Source organism: Streptomyces prunicolor NBRC 13075 (genome assembly GCF_000367365.1).
Taxonomy (GTDB): Bacteria; Actinomycetota; Actinomycetes; order Streptomycetales; family Streptomycetaceae; genus Streptomyces; species Streptomyces prunicolor.
In genome coordinates this window covers 1-16,546 of the sequence record NZ_BARF01000153.1, presented here as the reverse complement: position 1 = coordinate 16,546, position 16,546 = coordinate 1, and the positions used below count along the sequence as shown (strand labels likewise).

Annotated in this window: 14 protein-coding genes and 1 pseudogene; 8 read left to right on the top strand and 7 right to left on the bottom strand. The window is 68.6% G+C overall.

The genetic code is table 11. The features are described 5' to 3' along the window. Positions 1-93 precede the first annotated feature (93 nt). Positions 94-337: pseudogene (locus tag SPR02S_RS65520) on the top strand (IS630 family transposase); the annotation flags it as partial. Positions 338-381: 44 nt separating this feature from the next. On the opposite strand, the gene SPR02S_RS52665 reads toward SPR02S_RS65520, so the two are convergent. After that, on the bottom strand, positions 382-1,143 hold the full coding sequence (locus tag SPR02S_RS52665; protein ID WP_019065112.1) for a class I SAM-dependent methyltransferase: 762 nt from the start codon (positions 1,141-1,143) through the stop codon (positions 382-384). A gap of 118 nt (positions 1,144-1,261) precedes the next feature. Between SPR02S_RS52665 and SPR02S_RS61455 the strand changes: the two genes are divergently transcribed. Beyond that, positions 1,262-1,822 (top strand): TetR family transcriptional regulator C-terminal domain-containing protein, encoded by a 561-nt coding sequence (locus SPR02S_RS61455; RefSeq protein ID WP_019065111.1) that lies wholly within the window; start codon positions 1,262-1,264, stop codon positions 1,820-1,822. Here SPR02S_RS61455 and SPR02S_RS52655 read toward each other — a convergent pair. Further along, positions 1,774-3,465 carry a chloride channel protein gene (locus tag SPR02S_RS52655; RefSeq protein ID WP_019065110.1) on the bottom strand — a complete coding sequence of 564 codons (1,692 nt, stop codon included), beginning with the start codon at positions 3,463-3,465 and terminating at the stop codon, positions 1,774-1,776. The two genes, SPR02S_RS61455 and SPR02S_RS52655, sit on opposite strands and share 49 nt — an antisense overlap. Positions 3,466-4,132: 667 nt before the next feature. Between SPR02S_RS52655 and SPR02S_RS52645 the strand changes: the two genes are divergently transcribed. Genes SPR02S_RS52645 through SPR02S_RS52635 form a run of 3 tightly spaced genes read left to right on the top strand, consistent with a single transcriptional unit; the run spans position 4,133 to position 7,202 of the window. Continuing rightward, complete coding sequence (locus SPR02S_RS52645) at positions 4,133-5,422, top strand: 4Fe-4S cluster-binding domain-containing protein (RefSeq protein ID WP_019065108.1); 1,290 nt, start codon at positions 4,133-4,135, stop codon at positions 5,420-5,422. A gap of 11 nt (positions 5,423-5,433) precedes the next feature. Beyond that, a complete protein-coding gene (locus tag SPR02S_RS52640) occupies positions 5,434-6,012 on the top strand; it encodes a phosphoribosyltransferase (protein ID WP_019065107.1) in 579 nt (192 codons plus the stop codon). Continuing rightward, positions 6,009-7,202, top strand: coding sequence for an MFS transporter (locus tag SPR02S_RS52635; RefSeq protein WP_019065106.1), 1,194 nt, complete (start codon positions 6,009-6,011; stop codon positions 7,200-7,202). Before SPR02S_RS52640 ends, SPR02S_RS52635 begins: the two co-directional genes overlap by 4 nt. 7 nt (positions 7,203-7,209) lie before the next feature. Here SPR02S_RS52635 and SPR02S_RS52630 read toward each other — a convergent pair whose 3' ends face one another. Both SPR02S_RS52630 and SPR02S_RS52625 read right to left on the bottom strand, forming a co-directional pair. Further along, the gene (locus SPR02S_RS52630; protein ID WP_019065105.1) at positions 7,210-7,896 is read right to left on the bottom strand and encodes a response regulator; all 687 of its coding nucleotides are present in this window, start codon (positions 7,894-7,896) and stop codon (positions 7,210-7,212) included. A gap of 179 nt (positions 7,897-8,075) precedes the next feature. Continuing rightward, on the bottom strand, positions 8,076-9,593 hold the full coding sequence (locus SPR02S_RS52625) for a SulP family inorganic anion transporter (RefSeq protein ID WP_026151705.1): 1,518 nt from the start codon (positions 9,591-9,593) through the stop codon (positions 8,076-8,078). 414 nt (positions 9,594-10,007) lie between these two features. On the opposite strand from SPR02S_RS52625, the gene SPR02S_RS52620 reads away from it, so the two are divergent. Continuing rightward, positions 10,008-10,412 (top strand): MerR family transcriptional regulator, encoded by a 405-nt coding sequence (locus SPR02S_RS52620; protein WP_019065103.1) that lies wholly within the window; start codon positions 10,008-10,010, stop codon positions 10,410-10,412. Between the two features lie 499 nt (positions 10,413-10,911). Next, the gene (locus tag SPR02S_RS52615) at positions 10,912-12,768 is read left to right on the top strand and encodes an acyl-CoA dehydrogenase family protein (RefSeq protein WP_158698020.1); all 1,857 of its coding nucleotides are present in this window, start codon (positions 10,912-10,914) and stop codon (positions 12,766-12,768) included. Here SPR02S_RS52615 and SPR02S_RS52610 read toward each other — a convergent pair. Genes SPR02S_RS52610 through SPR02S_RS58415 form a run of 3 tightly spaced genes read right to left on the bottom strand, consistent with a single transcriptional unit; the run spans position 12,755 to position 15,259 of the window. Continuing rightward, on the bottom strand, positions 12,755-13,975 hold the full coding sequence (locus SPR02S_RS52610; protein WP_026151704.1) for a beta-ketoacyl-[acyl-carrier-protein] synthase family protein: 1,221 nt from the start codon (positions 13,973-13,975) through the stop codon (positions 12,755-12,757). The two genes, SPR02S_RS52615 and SPR02S_RS52610, sit on opposite strands and share 14 nt — an antisense overlap. Further along, positions 13,965-14,975, bottom strand: coding sequence for an acyl-ACP desaturase (locus SPR02S_RS52605; protein ID WP_019065100.1), 1,011 nt, complete (start codon positions 14,973-14,975; stop codon positions 13,965-13,967). The genes SPR02S_RS52610 and SPR02S_RS52605 overlap by 11 nt, the downstream gene beginning before the upstream one ends. Next, positions 14,972-15,259 (bottom strand): acyl carrier protein, encoded by a 288-nt coding sequence (locus SPR02S_RS58415; RefSeq protein WP_019065099.1) that lies wholly within the window; start codon positions 15,257-15,259, stop codon positions 14,972-14,974. The genes SPR02S_RS52605 and SPR02S_RS58415 overlap by 4 nt, the downstream gene beginning before the upstream one ends. Positions 15,260-15,452: 193 nt before the next feature. On the opposite strand from SPR02S_RS58415, the gene SPR02S_RS52595 reads away from it, so the two are divergent. Further along, positions 15,453-16,415 (top strand): acyl-ACP desaturase, encoded by a 963-nt coding sequence (locus SPR02S_RS52595; RefSeq protein WP_019065098.1) that lies wholly within the window; start codon positions 15,453-15,455, stop codon positions 16,413-16,415. Positions 16,416-16,546 lie beyond the last annotated feature (131 nt).

Sequence of the window (16,546 nt, the reverse complement as noted above, 5' to 3'; positions counted from 1 at the left end):
TATCGCGTGGGTCACACGGAGTGTTCGCGGAATTTGATCTCCGGCGCTGTGATCGAAAACGATCACCGGAGTGGTTGGGTTGGCCTCGGCCGGAAGTCAGAGCTGCCCTTCACGCCGACGAACGCGTCGTGGGGCGAATCTGATCGCGGCGCACTTCGGGCCGCTGTGGCAGTGCACCCTCGCCAACTCCGTCCACCCCAACCACCCCGTACCGGCACGGGAGTTGCACCGCTGTCTGCGCCGGCGCGCCACCGGAACGCCCGGCACAGCCCAACGGCGGGAACGGGCCCGCGTCCGGAGTGGGAAGGGCATCCGATCCGGTGGTCGTCTCATCGCCGGAGTTGTCCGACTGTCCTTGGGAGTCCCAGGAAACCGGGCAGGTCAGAGACGAGTGGCCACCAGCAGATCAACCACATAGGTCTCCTCCACCACCTCGTCGGGGAACAACTCGCGCAGTCGCCCGCGCTCCTCGCCGACAAAGGCACGCTTGTCGTCCTCGGCAAGGACAAGGAACGCCGAGCGACTGGTGATGTTGGCAAGCTGCGTGTCGAGGGAGACCGTACGGCTCCACCGCACTTGGCGGCGGGCGACCGGGAGCCCTGACAGGCCCGCGAGCCGGATGGCGTCGCTGTCGTCGGGCCGCGTCTGAGAGGTCGGCTTCACTCCGCAGTGGCGTGCGATGCGCTGGTGCTGCTCTCGGATCCAGGGCACGTCGAAGGCGGTGGTGTTCCACCAGATCGCGAGTGCACCGTCCGCACGCAGGACCCGCAGCGCCTCCGGGACCGAGCGGTTGGTGTCGGTCCACTGCCAGGACTGGGCGTAGGTGATGAGGTCGTGGGAGGCGTCCGCGAGGGGAAGGGCGTTGCCGTCACCTCGGACGACCGGCACATCCGGGAGCAGGGTGTGGAATTGTGCGGCCATGGCGTCGCCCGGCTCGACGCCGATCACGTGAGCCCCGCGCTCACGCAGCAGAGCGGTGGCGATTCCGGTTCCCGCGCCGACATCGGCGACGCGGGCACCCGCCAGGGAACGGTTCGCGAACTGTTCGATGAAATCGAAGAGCGCGGGCGGATACGACGGCCGGCCGGCGGCGTACTGGTCAGCCGCCGTGTTGAACGAATGAGCGCGTGAGCTGACGGACATCCGCACATCATCTCTGCCTGCCCCGCTGTCCGCGCACCCCGCTGGCCGCTTCCGGTCGCAGCGCTCGTGGACGTGTGGCCGGACAGCCTTCGCCGGAGTGCCACTGCCGGAGGTGGCGGTGTCCGCGGTTGATCTCGTAGTGGTGGCAGGTGTGCTGGGCGAAGTCCGCCACGGCGGAGGCGTTGAGCGTGGCGAGGGCGGCGACGGCTGCGGTGGTGAACAGGGCCCTACGGGGGCGGGCCTGCGACGGTTGCGGGGCGCCCTGGTCGACTACCAGCGACGGCTGCAGTGCCGCGGGGGCTGCCCGATCGGGTCGCTCGGCAGCGAGGTCGCCGAGACCAACCCCGAGGCCCGGCTCGCGGTGGTCTCCGGGCTTCTGCGCTGGGAGACCCCGATCCACGACGGAATGCGGGACATGCACGCGCGCGGCGAACTCGACGGCGACCCGGACGACCTCGCCCTGACCACCCTCGCGGCACTCCAGGGCGGCCTCCTGCGCACCCGGTTCCAGCGCGAGGTCAGGCCGTTGGAGGTGGCGCTGGACTCGACGCTCGACCACGTCGAAGCCCGCACGTGTCTGAAGACGCACGTGCCTGAGCAGGGGCGGAGCAGTGGCCGCCACGAGGTCGGTCAGGCGGAGGCCGAGCCGCTCGGGTGCAGGGCGCGCAGCGCGCTCTGATGGCTTAGCCAGCCGACCGGTTCGCCCTTCTCCCGGTCCAGGACCGGTACGCCCGTGCCGCTCGCGGACACCAGGTGATGCAGGGCCGTGGCCAGCGGTTCGTCGGCCGTGACCGAGACGGGTGACTCGGCGAGTTCACCGACCCGCGTCGGCGCTCCGTCCGGCTGCTCCGCGAGCGCCTCGGCGACCGCCCGGGCGGTGACCATCCCGAGATAGCGTCCCGACGCGTCCTGCACGGGCAGCGCGCCATGTCCGGAGAAGCTCAACAGGTCGGCGGCATCGCCGAGTTCGATGGAGGCGGGCAGTACCGAGGGCAACGGCTCCATGACGTCGGTGACCCGCTGTCCACCCAGTCGGGCACCGGACACAGGGCCCTCCAGATCGATGCCCCGACGGCGCAGTTTGAGGGTGTAGATCGTCTCGTGGGACAGCAGCCGGCTGGTGGCGGTGGCCAGCACGATGGCCAGCATCAGCGGCAGGATGATCGAGTACTCGCCGGTGAGCTCGAAGAGGATCACCACGGCGGTGATCGGCGCACGGGCCGCGCCGGCGAACACGGCACCCATACCGACCAGCGCGTACGCCCCCACCGCGCCTGCGGTACCGGGCAGCAGGCCGTGGACGCCGATGCCGTACGCCGAGCCCAGCATCGCCCCGATGAACAGGCTGGGTGCGAACACCCCGCCCGAGCCGCCGATGCCGATCGTCAGGCTGGTCGCCAGCACCTTGCCGACCAGCAACAGCAGCAGGAAGCCGACCGCGTAACCGCCCTCCGTCGCCTTCTCCAGCACCGGGTAGCCGACCCCGTACATCTCCGGCAGGGCCAGCAGCACCAGGCCGAGCGCCAGCCCGCCGACCGCCGGACGCAGCCACTCCGGGCCGCGCCAAGCCCAGTCGCACGCGTCCTCGATCAGATACAGGAAACGGGAGAAGCCCACGCCGACCGCGGCGGCGCCGACGCCGAGCAGGGCGAAGAGGCCGTACTGGGCGAGATGGCCGACGTGGAAGCCGGGGAGACGGAGGAAGGCCGTGTCGCCGAAGGCGGCACGGCCGATGACGCTCGCGGTGACGCTGGCCAGCACGGTCGCGCCGAAGGCTTCCGCGGTGAAGGTGCCCAGGATCAGTTCCATGGCGAAGAAGACACCGGCCAGCGGCGCGTTGAAGGTGGCGGCGATACCGCCCGCCGCGCCACACGCGACCAGCAGCTTCAGCCGCCCCTCGGTGGCCTTCGTCACCCGCCCTAGGGTGGAGCCGAGGGCGGAGCCGATCTGCACGATCGGCCCCTCCCGGCCCACGGAACCACCCGAGCCGATGGTCAGCGCGGAGGCGAGCGTCTTGACGACGGCGACCTTCGGGCTGATCCGCCCGCCGCGCTGCGCGACGGCCAGCATCACCTCGGGAACCCCGTGGCCACGGGCCTCCTTGGCGAACCGGTTCACCAGCGGCCCGTACAGCAGACCTCCGACCACCGGGGCCAGAAGCACGAAGTACGGGCCCAGCCACGGCACGTGCGGATTGCTCGCGCCGGGGGAGGCCGCGTAGTCGGCGTGACCGGAGAACAGGCGGGTGAACGTCTTGATGCACCAGCGGAAGACGACCGAACCCGCTCCGGCCCCGGCGCCGACCACGACGGCGAGTGCCATCAGGCCCCACGGGGCCGTACGCAGCCCCGCGATGCTGGGTGCGGGTGTGAATCCACTCGTTGCACTGCTGGGCACTTGCTTTCCGTCCGTTGTTGCCGGCGCCGCGCTCATCGCTCCCCTTTCCTACCTTTGCATTATGCAAAACGAGTCAAGGGGTGCGTCACAGGACCCTCGACGCTCCCGTCCCGGCTTTTCCCGACGTTCCGTCAGCGCAGGAGGGGGGCTCCCTGGTCGGCTTGAGCAGTCGCCTCGGAGCCGTAGCCCTTGTCGCTGGGCACGGCGTCGGGGCGACGGCGCGGTCGGTCGCGGCGCCTTGCGACGGACGGGATGCCGTTGACGACGGCTGGAGTCCGGGTGATGTCGCCGACGTTCGCCGCGGTTGTGGTGACGTTTAGCGGGGTCCCTTGTCCGTCGCAGATCAGAGGGATCGGAAGCAGCCGGCCCGGGGGCCCTGCGCGGGCACGCCCAGCTCGGGAACCTCTCCATGTTCTGACGAGGGGTTCCGCGCTTCGTTCCATGCTGCCGGGAGAACAAATCGCGTGATCAGGCTCATGTCCGTCGGGATCTTCGCGGATAGAGTCACGGCTCCGTGCGGCCCCGGCGGGGCCTGGGCGAGTGGTGCCAGGAGCTGCCGGGCGGTCGCGGACCGTCGAGACGAGGAGATCGCGTGAGGATCGATGCGGGTCACGGCACGCTGTTCGACAACCCGAAGGGATCACGCGAGCGGATCATCAGAGCCGTACGTCACCGCGGCGTGGCTGTCCCCGACCGGGGGTCGAGCTTCTTCATCCACCTCAGCGAGCTGTGCCCGGTCGCGTGTGAGCACTGCATGTACGCGTCGGACCTGACGCGGAAGCCGACGGCGAAGGACTCGCTGTCGCGGCCGGAACTGGATGAGGCGATCGACTTCATCAACGCCTCCTGTTCGGAGAAGCTGAACATCACCGGGGGCGGGGAGCCGTTCTTGAAGTTCAAGAGCATCCTGCGGCTGCTGGAACGGGTCACCGTGCCGCGCGTGGAGATCGTGACGGCCGGCTACTGGGGCAAACACGAGAGCCGGGCGGAGCGTCTGCTGCGGCAGATGGACGAAGCCCTGCGCCGCAATCCGCAGCCTCCCGAGACATTGCTGCGGCTGAGCATCGACCGCTACCACATCGACGCGCCACAGCCCGTGCGGATCCCTCACTACGGCAACGTCGCCCGCGCCTGGCAGAAGCTGCGCCCCGGCCTAGCGCTGGGCTTCCGCAGCATCCAGCCGGACATGGACATCGTGGATGCGGACCTGGCCCGGGAGCTGGGCGCCACGGTGGAGACGGTCAACGACTGGAACCGGCGCATCGTCCTGCCCGACGGCACGGCGTTACCGATCACCTTCAACGTGTTCCGCCTCAGCGGTAAGGCCGCCGAGCTGCGCGACGATCTCCTCGAAGGCACGCAGACCATCAAGGAGTACTACTCGCCGTTCGAGTCGGGGTCCAACCGGCTGACGCTCGCCACCGCGGTCAACGACGCGATCCGGGGTGCCTACGCGGCCAGTCCCGGGGCTGCGGTGACGCTCAACTCGGACGGAACCTTCTGGATCTTCGCCGGTACGGCGCCGGACCGGCGGATGATGTTCACCGGCCAGCGGTTCGGCGAAGCGATGGACTACTTCTTCCAGGACCCGATCACGCACTTCCTCGTCGACGACGGCGTATGGGCCCTGGCCGACACCGTCTCCGGTCTCGACCCGGCGACGCACGCCGCGGCCGTGGCCAAGAACGACGTCGCCTCGCTGGTCGAGGACCTGCTGGCCCCCGACGACGTACGCCTGGCGGTGACGCTGCTGGCCGCGCGGCGGATGGTCGACAACGGCCGCGCCGTCGTGGAGGGGGATCCGGATGTGGCCGAACTACTGACGGCGGGTGCGGACTTGACGGCATGGTGCACCGACGCGGTCCGCGGGGTGCGGCTGTGAGGGCCGGGGCGATGACGGTCGCCGATCCGGCGGGTGTCTACGGCACGCTGGTGGCCCCAGGGGCCGAGCCGGAGCAGGTCAGGCAGGGCATCTTCGAGCTGAGCCGTGTGCTGGCCGAGGCCACGCGTGCCGCGCTGCCCGCCGACGCGACGGCGCTGTGCGTGATCGTGTTGCGTGGCGGGCAGCTGCTCTACCCCGGTTTCGCTCCGTCCTTCGGCCACACCGATTTCTCTCTCCTCGGTATGGAACGTGACCAAGAGGGCCGAGCCCGGTGCCGGTACATGACGCCGCCGAGCCGGCCGCTGTACGACGTCGCGGTGCTCATCGACTGCGTGGCCGCGACAGGCGGCACGCTGCTCGCCGCCCGGCAGGTGCTGGCGGAGTCCTGCAAGGTCTCCCGTCATGCGGCCGCCGTGCTGTGCTCGTCCGACCGGGCCACCCGCACGCTGACCGGCGAGGGGATCGACGTCCTGGGCTTCCGCCTGCACGAGGCGCTGGACGGTGACGTCGTGACACCCGACCTCGGCGAACTGGACGCCGGAGACCTGTTCAGCGGTGTGTCCCTCTTCCTCCGGAACGCCTCTGCATGAGCACGCAAGCAGCACGCGTTGAGCGACGCGTCCTTTCCGAACGCGGCACCATCGCGCTCGTCTACGCGGCCGGGGTGTCGGCCGGGATGGCGCTGGGCCGGTTCATCCCTCTCAGCTCCGCCGTGCGCGGCGACTTCGGGCTCTCGCTCGCGGAGTTCGGGTGGCTGGTTTCCGGCATCACCGTGGTCGGGGCGGCGCTCGCCCTGCCGGCCGGGCTGTGGATCGCGCGTGGCGATCTCGGCCGGGTGCTTGGCGCCGGGCTCGCCGTGATGCTGCTGGGCGGGATCCTGGAAATCGTCTCCCCATCAGTCCTGCTGCTGTATACCGCGCGCATGCTGGAAGGCTGCGGGTACCTGCTCGTGGTGATCACCGGGCCGCTGGTGCTGGCCGCCCGGTGCGCACCGAGTACGGAGCGTGGGGCGCTCGCTCTGTGGAGCACGTTCATTCCCGTCGGCATGGCACTCGCCTCTGCTGCCGGCACCCTGAACGGTGTCCTGGGATGGCGGCTGACCGCTGTGCTGACCGTGGTGCCAGCCGTGGCGCCGCTCATCGGCGCTCTCACCCGCCTGGCCAGCACCGGCACCGGCACCGGCACCAACGGTGCAAACCGGCGACCTGCGGAATCGGGAGGACTCCGCCCGGTGCTGTGGCTGTCGGTGTCCTTCAGCCTCATCGCGCTGCTGGGGGTCACTGCGATCGCACTGCTGCCCGACCTCGCCGACCACCGGGGCGTCCCCGCGGCCGTGGGCAGCGCGACCACGGCTGCTGTGTCCCTGGCCAGCGTTCCCGGCGGGCTGGCCGCCGGCGTGCTCATGCACCGAGGGTTCACCCCGCGCCGGCTCGCCGTGGCCGCGCTCGCCATGCCGTGCGCCGCCGTCGTGATCTACCAGGTCAGCCCCTGGGCGGCGATCGCTGCCGGAGCAGCGGCGCTGATGGCCGCCAACGGGCTCGTCCTCGCCGCCCTCTACGCGAGTATGCCGACCCTCGCGCACTCCCCGTACGCGCTGCGCCGCGGTTATGGCCTGCTCAACCAGGCGGGCTGTCTGGGCAGTCTCTTCGGCCCGCCCGTCTTCGCTTTCGCCGTCACCCACATCGGCTGGGCCGCCGCCACCGTCCTGGTGACACTGATCAGCATGGTCGGCCTGGCCCTGTTCTGGACCGCCACGCGTACGGCGGCTGCGCCGGGCTGATGGCGGGTCAGTCCGGCTGCGCAGGCGCTGTGGGCACGCTGAAACCGGACTGGTAGGCGAAGACGATGAGTTGGGCGCGATCGCGCACGCCGAGCTTCTGCCGCAGGTGATACAGGTGCGAGCGGACGGTGGTCACCTGCAGTGACAGCTTCCGGGAGATCTCGTCGTCGGACATCCCCGCCGCCACCAGCAGCAGTGCTTCACGCTCGCGCGGGGTCAGCGTGTTCAGTTTCTCCTGGCTGGCGGCCACGGGTTTGGCATGGCGCCAGAACAGCCAGTCGATCAGACGCCGGGTCACCACACCGGTGACGGCGGCCTCACCCGCGGCCAGGGCGCGCACCGCGCGGATCACCTCGGCCGGCGGCGTCTGCTTCACCAGGTATCCGTACGCCCCGGCCCCGAGGGCCTTCATCACCGAGATGTCATCGGTGCGCGCGCTGAACATGAGGACTTCCGGCACGGGCCTGCCGGAGGAGTTCTTGGTCACCTGTGTCACGACGTCCAGGCCCGACAGTCCCGTCAGACGGAAATCGGTGATCAGGACGTCGGGCGACAGCCGCCGTACCAGCGAAAGTGCCGCTGTCCCGTCGCCCGTGGTGGCGACGACTTCGATGTCCGGTTCGCTGCTGAGTGTGGCTGCCAGCCCGTCCCGTACCACCGGAAGTTCATCGCAGATCAGCACACGTATCGTCACGACCCAACACTACCGTTACGTGAGAGTTGAGGGCCCGTCATTACATGAGGGTTACGTCGCGATGGCAGTGCGTGTCCGCCCGTCCGGGACGGGGGTGGGCTCCGCGCGGCCGACCCGGATACCGGCATCGGGACGTGCCGTTCCCTCGGAGGCGAGGCGGGTGGGCGGTGATCGGCTGGTCAGTGTCCGCCGGTGAGTTCGCCGCTGAGGTTCTTGTGGATGCGGGCGCTGGGTTCGTTCAGGCTGATGATCTCGACGCTCTTGCCGCGCTGGGCGTATTTCGTCTCGATGGCGTCGAGCGCGGCCACCGAGGAGGTGTCCCAGATGTGGGCGGCGGACAGGTCGATGACGATTTTGTCGGGGTCGGCGGCGTAGTTGAAGCGGCAGACGAGGTCGTTGGAGGCGGCGAAGAAGAGTTCGCCGGTGACGGAGTAGACGACCTGGGTGCCGTCGGGGTCGGTGACAGAGGTGACGTCGGCCAGGTGGGCGACGCGCTTGGCGAAGATGGCCATGGCCGTGATGCTGCCGACGACGACGCCGATGGCGAGGTTGGAGGTGGTGACCACGCAGGCGACGGTGACCACCATGACGGTGATCTCCCCGGCGGGCATCCGCTTGAGGGTCTTGGGCGCGATGGAGTGCCAGTCGAAGGTCGCGAAGCAGACCATCACCATGACGGCGACCAGGGCGGCCATCGGGATGTCGGAGACGACGGGACCGAAGACGACGCACAGGACCATCAGCAACGCGCCGGCCAGGAACGTGGACAGGCGGGTGCGGGCGCCGGAGACCCGTACGTTGATCATGGTCTGGCCGATCATGGCGCAGCCGCCCATGCCGCCGAAGAGACCGGTGACGATGTTCGCGATGCCCTGGCCGATGGACTCGCGGGTCTTGTCGGAGTGGGTGTCGGTGATGTCGTCGACGAGCTTGGCGGTCATCAGTGACTCCATCAGGCCGACCAGGGCCATGGCGAACGCGTACGGCGCGACGATCCTCAGCGTCTCCAGGGTGAACGGCACGTCCGGCAGGCCCGGTACCGGCAGCGAGGACGGCAGATCGCCCTTGTCGCCCACGGTCGGCACCGCGATCCCGGCGGCGACGGTGATGACGGTGAGGACGACGATGGACACCAGCGGCGCCGGGATCACCTTGCTGACCTTCGGGAGGAACACCAGCAGGGCCAGGCCGGCGGCGAGGAGCGGATAGACGGGCCAGGGCACGTCGTGCATTTCCGGGACCTGCGCCACGAAGATGAGGATGGCGAGGGAGTTGACGAAGCCGACCATCACCGAGCGCGGCACGAACCGCATCAGCTTCGCGACGCCGAGCGCGCCGAGGGCGATCTGGAAGACGCCGGCGAGGATCACGGCCGCGACGAGGTAGCCGAAGCCGTGCTCGCGGTTGAGCGGGCCGATGACCAGGGCGACGGCGCCGGTGGCGGCGGAGATCATGGCGGGCCGGCCGCCGACGACCGCGATGGTGACGGCCATCGTGAACGACGCGAACAGGCCGATCGCCGGGTCGACCCCGGCGATGACCGAGAACGAGATCGCCTCCGGGATCAGCGCGAGGGCGACCACGAGACCGGCCAGCACCTCGGTGCGCAGCACCTTGGGGTCGGACAGCCAGGACGGACGACGGGAGCCGCGCGGCCACGCGGCCGGAGACAGTGGGGACGGTGCGGGGGAGGACAAGAGGAGAAGAACCTGTCGTGCTCGGGGCACGCCCGGTGTCACCGTGGGCGCGCAGGGAGGTGTGGAGGGCCGGGGCGGCGATCCACAAGGTCCGCGGGCGGCGGACCGAAGTCAGTGGGCGGCAGCGCGGTGAGCCGTGAGGGAATCGGGCGCCGCGTGCGGGCGAAGGATCACGGCGGGCAGGCGGCGGCGCCGGCCGTCACGGACATGCGCACGCTCTCTCCTGCGGGTATCGGTCTTCGCCGGGGGCTTCGTCGGCCCGGACACGGTTGACGGTCGCGGGACGACATCCCGCACCATGGGAACGGGCACGGCAGACGCCAACCCGACACGGGGCAACTCTACCCTGACGTTAGAGTAGAGATCGGCGGCGGTCCTCCGCGACCGCTCCGAGAGACGAGGAAGGCATCCCGCGTGAGCAGCGAGCACATGCAGATCGGCGAGGTCGCCGCACGGACCGAGCTGTCGCTGCGCACCATCCGGCACTACGAGGAGACCGGTCTGGTCACCCCGTCCGCCCGCTCTCAGGGCGGCTTCCGCCTCTACACCGAATCCGACGTCGCCCGCCTGATGGTCATCCGCCGGATGAAGCCGCTCGGCTTCACGTTGGACGAGATGCGCGACCTGCTGGAAGCCACGGATCGCCTGGACTCCCGCACGGAACTGCCGACGGCCGAGCGTGAGGAACTCCTGGAGCGGATGCGCGGCTTCGAGCAGGCCACCGAGCAGCGGGTCGAAGATTTGCGTACCCAGCTGGCCCGGGCAGAGGAATTCGCGGCCACGCTGGCGGAACGCCTCGCCCGGACTCCCACCTCCTGAGGCAGACCGCGCTCGGACCGCTTCGTCCCGCCTCGGGTCCGTCCGCGACCAGCCGCCCCCACCAGACCGTGTGCATTTTCGTGTGCTGTCAGTCATGTCAGTGCAGGTCATGCGCGATATTCACGGAATGGAGACGCTCTGATGCCCACGACATGCGCGGTCAGTATTTGCTGGGGAGCGAGACCATCAAGCACCCAGTCGCGCACCGTTGACCTGTGGAAACCTGTCAGTGGAGAAGGTTATCCACAGCGTGTGGAGCGATGCGCGCTTCGAAAAGAGAAACGGCCAAAAGGCGTGCGTGTTTTGACGTGCACGCAAAAACACCCGACCTGCACTTCTGCAGGTCAGGAGGTTTTCCCGGAGTGCCCCGGCAGGATTCGAACCTGCGCACACGGTTCCTTTCGCATCCGTGGCACACGGGATTTGCGGTCCAGCAGTATCGTCGGCGGGCCCCGGAACCCTCGCGTGCCTCTTGCCGCCCGGCATCGTTGGGCTGGGCGTGATTGCGGAGATCAATATGGGCGCGCGTCGGGACACATCGGCCGTGCTGAGGTCGGCCCTGTTCGGAGTGGACGAGGATTCGTTGCATGAACCCTGGAGGCAGTTGATGTGTACACCTGCCTTCCGTCGCCGTACGGATGCGTCGGTGGAGGAGCAGGTGGACACCGCGTATCGGCGGCTGCGGCTTCTGAATGATGCGGTGCGTGATCCTGTGGCTCTGGTCCGGGACCCGGTACGGCTGGCCTGTCTTCACGAGTGGCTCGGTTTTGTTGACCACACACTTCTGGTGGCCGCGACGATTCACTACAACCTGTTCCTTGGCAGCATCGTCGACCATGACGCCAGGGGGGCGGAGGAGTTGGCGCCGTACCTGGAAATGGGGCAGGTTGGCACGTTCCTCATGACCGAGGTCGGTCACGGCAATGATGCCTCGGCGGTGGAGACCCTGGCCGTTTACGATCGGGAGGCGGACGGTTTCACGGTGCACACTCCCTGTGCCGCCGCGCAGAAGTTCATGCCGAACACCAGCCCTGTCGGTGGTCCGAAGACCGGTGTGGTGGGGGCACGGCTGGTCGTGGACGGCACCGATCACGGGGTCCATCTCTTCGTGGTCCCGTTGACCAACGCCACTCATACGTTGCCGGGAGTACGGGTGCGGCGCCTGTCACCTCGTCTCGGGTCTCCCTTGGACCACAGCCTGACCTCGTTCGACGGCGTGCGGGTGGGACGCGGTGCGCTGCTGGCCGGGTCCGGGGGCCGAATGACCGACGAGGGCGTGTTCGTCAGTGAGGTGAAGGATCAGCGGCAGCGGTATTTGGCTTCCGTCGGCCGGGTGATGTCGGGAAAGCTGTGTATGAGCGCGGGATCGGTCGGTTCGGCGCGTGCTGTGGTGGCCTTGGCCGTGCGGTATGGCAGGAACCGCCGGATCACGGGCCTCTCCGGGTCGACGACGCTGCCGGTCTTCGCTCTGCGGAGCCATCATGGGCCGCTGGTTGAGGCGGTGGCCACGGTGTACGCGATGAGCATGCTTTATCGCAGGGCCGCACGTCGCTGGTCCACGCACGACACCGCGGGGCGGGCTGAAGCCGGGCGCCTGGTGTCGGTGGCGAAGGCATGGATCAGCTGGCAGGCGCGGGATGTGTGCCTGGAGGCCCGTGAACGGTGCGGCGCCCAGGGCTTGTTGGCACACAACGGATTCGCTGATCAGCTGACGGCCGTCGAGGGAGTGATCACTGCCGAAGGCGACAACCAGGCAACGGTGGTGAAAGCCGCCGCCGAGTTGCTGTTCGCCCCGCAGAGGGCACCCCGTCAGGTCCCTGATCCGCACGGACGGGAGCTGACCGAGCCCGGATTCCTGCATGACCTTCTCGCCTCGGCCGAGGTCCTGTGGCTGGAGCGCGCCCGGACCGCGATGCGGCGGGCTCCGTCCGAAGCACTGGCTCGGCGCAACGCGGCGATGGGGCCCGCGCTGCGTGCCATTGAGGTCCATGCGCACCGTCAGGCCGCCGAAGCGACGGCCGAGGCCGCTGCCGCGCTTCCCCTGGGCGAAGCAAGGGAGCTTTTGGATGCCGTTCACCTGTTGTTCGCGCTGCGCGGTGTCCGTGCGCAGAGCGGGGACCTTCTGAGCAAGGGCTTTCTGTCCACACGGCACATTGATGAATTGCCCATGCTGCATGAGCGGTTGGTGGGCCTGCTCGCCAAGGACGTGACGGTTCTGGTGGACGGCTTCGCCGTGCCGGAGGAGTTCCTGGAACCGTCGCCTATCGCGCGGGAAGACTATGTCTCGGCGTATGACGACCCTGAGGGTCCCTGGAACCGTCAGGGTCCCTCAGGGCCGGGGTTCAGGCGACGCTGAACACGAGCGCCGCGTTCTGTCCGCCGAAGCCGAACGAGGTGGACAGTGCAAGGTCGAAGCGTGACCGGCGAGGGCAGCCGGTCACGATGTCCAACTCAGAGCCCGTGTCCTGCTCCGCGAGGTTGGCCGTCGGTGGTACTTCCTGGTGCTCCAGCGCAAGCACGGTGAATGCGGCTTCGATGGCGCCCGCCGCGCCGAGGGCATGCCCCACGATGCTCTTGGTCGCCGTCACCGGAGGTGGACCGCCTCGGAAGACCCGTCTGATCATTCTGGATTCGGCGGCGTCTCCCAACGGGGTCGCCGTGCCATGGGCGTTGATGTGTCCGACGTCGGCGGGCGCGCATCCCGAGTCGGCCAGCGCCTGTCGCACGGCCTGCTCGGCGCCTGCCCCCTCGGGATGCGGTGCGGTGGGATGGTGCGCGTCGGCCGAGGCACCGTAGCCGCACAGCAGGGCCCGGCTCCGTGCTCCGCGGGCCTGTGCGTGGTCGAGGCGTTCGAGTACCAGGACGGCCGCCCCTTCCCCGAGGACGAAGCCGTCGCGGTCACGGTCGAAGGGCCGCGAAGCCAGTTCGGGCCGGTCCGTGCGGGAAGAGAGCGCACGCATCTGTCCAAAGCAGGTGGCGGTCATCCGCGACCACGAGTCGGTGCCCCCCGCGAGGACTACGTCGCACATGCCGGTGGCCAGCATCCCGCGGGCCACTCCCAGGGCCGTGCTTCCTGATGCGCAGGCGCTGGAGACAGTGAAGTTCGGGCCCCGGGCCCCGATGTCGAGGGCGATCTCGCCGGCCACCATGTTCGGCACACTGCGCGGTAGGGCAAGGGGCGAGACCGCCCGGGGCCGCCCTTCGCCGAGGCGGGTGAACTCGGTGACGTAGGTGCGCAGGCTGTTGGATCCCACGCCGAGGACGATGGCGACGCGTTCTGGGGGACAGTCGCCGATGTTGAGCCGGGCATCCGCTACGGCGCGGCGGGCAGCGACGAGGCCAAGATGGGCGAACCGGTCCAGGCGGCGTACGAGCCGGGGGCCGAGTTCCGTTTGAGGCTCGAAGTCCCGCACGTCGCAGGAGATGTCGATGGGGAGTCCCTCGAACTCCGGATTCTTGGCAGCCAGGGATCTGCCGGCCGCCAGCGTCTTCCAGTTGGCGTCCGGGTCGCTGCCGGCGGGAGTGATCAGGCCGAGGCCGGTGACGGCCACTTCACGCCTCACGGGACGCCCCGATCCGGGTGCCGTTCTCGGGCACGGCGTCGCGTCTCGCTTGTTCGCGTCGGTGGCGCAGTTCCTGAAGGCGCCGGATCCTGTCGGCAAGCTCCTCCAGATACCGGCCGATGCGGTGCCGTGCTTCTTCTCCGGCCGGTCCCAGATCGGTGCGCTCCATAAGACGCAGGGCGCGCAGCAACGGGAGCAGCACGCGATCATGATGCAGCGCGACGTCGTAGATGCCCGCAGTCGCGATGCGGGCGGCCCGGCCCGCGAAGCCGGGGATGCTGTGTCCGGGCATCCGGAAATCGCAGACGACGTCCGCGAAGGCTCTGGTCATCAGATCTGGAGCCAGGTCGAGCGCGTCCGCGCAGACGGCCCGATAGAAGATCATGTGCAGGTTCTCGTCGGTGGCGATACGGCTCATCAGCCGTGTCCCGTGGGGCTCTGGGCAGGCTTGGCCGGCATTGCGGTGTGCTTCGCGAGTGGCCAGCTCCTGGACGGTGACGTAGGCAAGCGCATGCGCGAGCGTGGGCTGCCCGCTGTCGTAGCCGCTTCCTACGTGAGCCATTCGGGCACGCTCCAGCTCCACCGGGTCCACACCGCGTACGGCGTGCAGATAGCCGCGCAGCGCGTCAGAGTGCCGTCCCTCCTCGGCGGTCCATCGGTTCACCCAGGTTCCCCAGGCGCTGTCCCGTCCGAAGCGTGCGGCGATCTCGTGGTGATAGCTGGGCAGGTTGTCCTCGGTGAGCACATTGACGATCAATGCGTCGCGTACAGCGGGTGTCAGCGCCGACTGGCAGGGCCGCCAGGGTTCACCGCCTATGGGCCCGTCGAAGTCCCGGGCCCCGCTCCACGGAACGTACTGGTGCGGGAACCACTCCTGCGCTGTCGCCAGATGCCGGTCAAGCTCACGGGCGGCTACAGGTTCGAGTTCCGTCAGCAGGTCGATGCGAGTACGTACCTGGATAAGCGGGGTCCCCTGGGCGAGGGGGCGGCCGGCAGTCATCCGAGACCTTCACCAAGCGAGCTGCCGACGACGGCGCTCTCGATGGTGGCGGCCACCTGCTCCAGAGTGTCGGAGGGGGAGATGTCGCTGAGCCGGTCGTTCAGATCGGCACCGGTGCGCTCCTCCAGGACCACCACAAGCTCCATCAACCCCAGCGAATCCAGGCCCAGCTCCTCAATGGTCGCTGTGGGGGAAAGCTTGTCGGCCGGGAGATTGAAATAGTCCTTCAGCAGGCTCGCGAGGGCCTGAGCGCCGAATGCCTGAACATCTTGTTCGGTCATCATCTTGCTCCTGACAGGTCGGCATTGTTTCCGTGCTCCCAACCGCCCGGGACTCCAAGCGGTTACCGGCATCGCCCAGAAGGAGCAATACCCCGTACCGCCGGGACGCTGTGCCGTTGAATACCTGTCCGCCCAGCCGACAAGGCACGACGCCTGTCCTGCAGGTATCCATCTGCTCAGCTCTCAGGAGACGGCCATGAACCCCATCGACATGTCTCGCCAGGACGCGCACCTGCTCATCGCACTGGAACCGGTCGTCTCGCGCGCCCTGGACTCGCATCTGAACAGCGCGACGGACTGGTACCCGCATCGGTACATCCCGTGGAGCGAGGGGAAGGACTACGACGGCGTCCTCGGCGGCGAGCCCTGGGATCCGACGCAGGCCAGGCTCGACCCCGCCGTACGCGTCGGCCTGATCCACAATCTCCTCAGCGAGGACAACCTGCCCAGCTATCACCGCGTGATCGCTGAGCTGTTCGGTCTGGACGGCGCCTGGGGAACCTGGGTGAACCGCTGGACGGTGGAGGAAGGGCGACATGGCATGGCCATCCGCGACTACCTTGTGGTCACCCGCGCCACCGACCCCGTCGCGCTTGAGGACACCCGCTCCGCGCACGTCCAAGGCGGTTACGAAATCGACTACCGCGGCGACGTACTCGCTTCGCTCATTTACGTGACGCTCCAGGAACTCGCGACCCGCGTCTCCTACCGCAACATGAAGCAGATCTGCGGTGAGCCCGGCTGTGAGGCGCTGCTGCAGAACATCGCGCAAGACGAGAATCGTCACATGATCTTCTACCGCGCGGTGCTGGAAGCAGCCGTGCAACTGGTTCCCGACCGATTCATGAGCGCGCTCGCCCACGTCATGCGAACATTTCGGGTCCCCGGACACAGCGCACCTGGCTTCGCCCGCATGGGCAGGACCATGGCACAGGCAGGAATCTACTCACCCGCGCAGCACCACGAAGAAGTGATGCTCCCGCTCACCCGCTTCCTCCGGGTCTTCCACGCCGAAGGGCTCACCCAGGAAGGAGAACAGGCTCGGGAGGAGATCGCCGACCTGTTGAAGGCCGCAGAGCAACGCGCCAACCGGTTCAGCCAGTTCCTCGCCATCCCCCACCTTCCAGAATCAGAAGCTGCCGCCGGCGTCCGCCGGTGATCTATTGATCACCGTCCGCGGAAGAACTGTTGTGTCTCGGCGGCGAGTTCGGCCTGGTACGGGGTCCGGTGGCTCTTGGGTGCCGTGTTTGAGGTCCGCGTTGGTTTTCCGGCGAGAGCTGCTGGGACTCG

Bases quoted from the DNA above. Each gene is read 5' to 3' on its own strand.
- SPR02S_RS52665 (WP_019065112.1), bottom strand. From the start codon at position 1,143: ATGTCCGTCAGCTCACGCGCTCATTCGTTCAACACGGCGGCTGACCAG.
- SPR02S_RS52655 (WP_019065110.1), bottom strand. From the start codon at position 3,465: ATGGCACTCGCCGTCGTGGTCGGCGCCGGGGCCGGAGCGGGTTCGGTC.
- SPR02S_RS52640 (WP_019065107.1), top strand. From the start codon at position 5,434: ATGACGGTCGCCGATCCGGCGGGTGTCTACGGCACGCTGGTGGCCCCA.
- SPR02S_RS52635 (WP_019065106.1), top strand. From the start codon at position 6,009: ATGAGCACGCAAGCAGCACGCGTTGAGCGACGCGTCCTTTCCGAACGC.
- SPR02S_RS52605 (WP_019065100.1), bottom strand. From the start codon at position 14,975: ATGACTGCCGGCCGCCCCCTCGCCCAGGGGACCCCGCTTATCCAGGTA.
- SPR02S_RS58415 (WP_019065099.1), bottom strand. From the start codon at position 15,259: ATGATGACCGAACAAGATGTTCAGGCATTCGGCGCTCAGGCCCTCGCG.
- SPR02S_RS52595 (WP_019065098.1), top strand. From the start codon at position 15,453: ATGAACCCCATCGACATGTCTCGCCAGGACGCGCACCTGCTCATCGCA.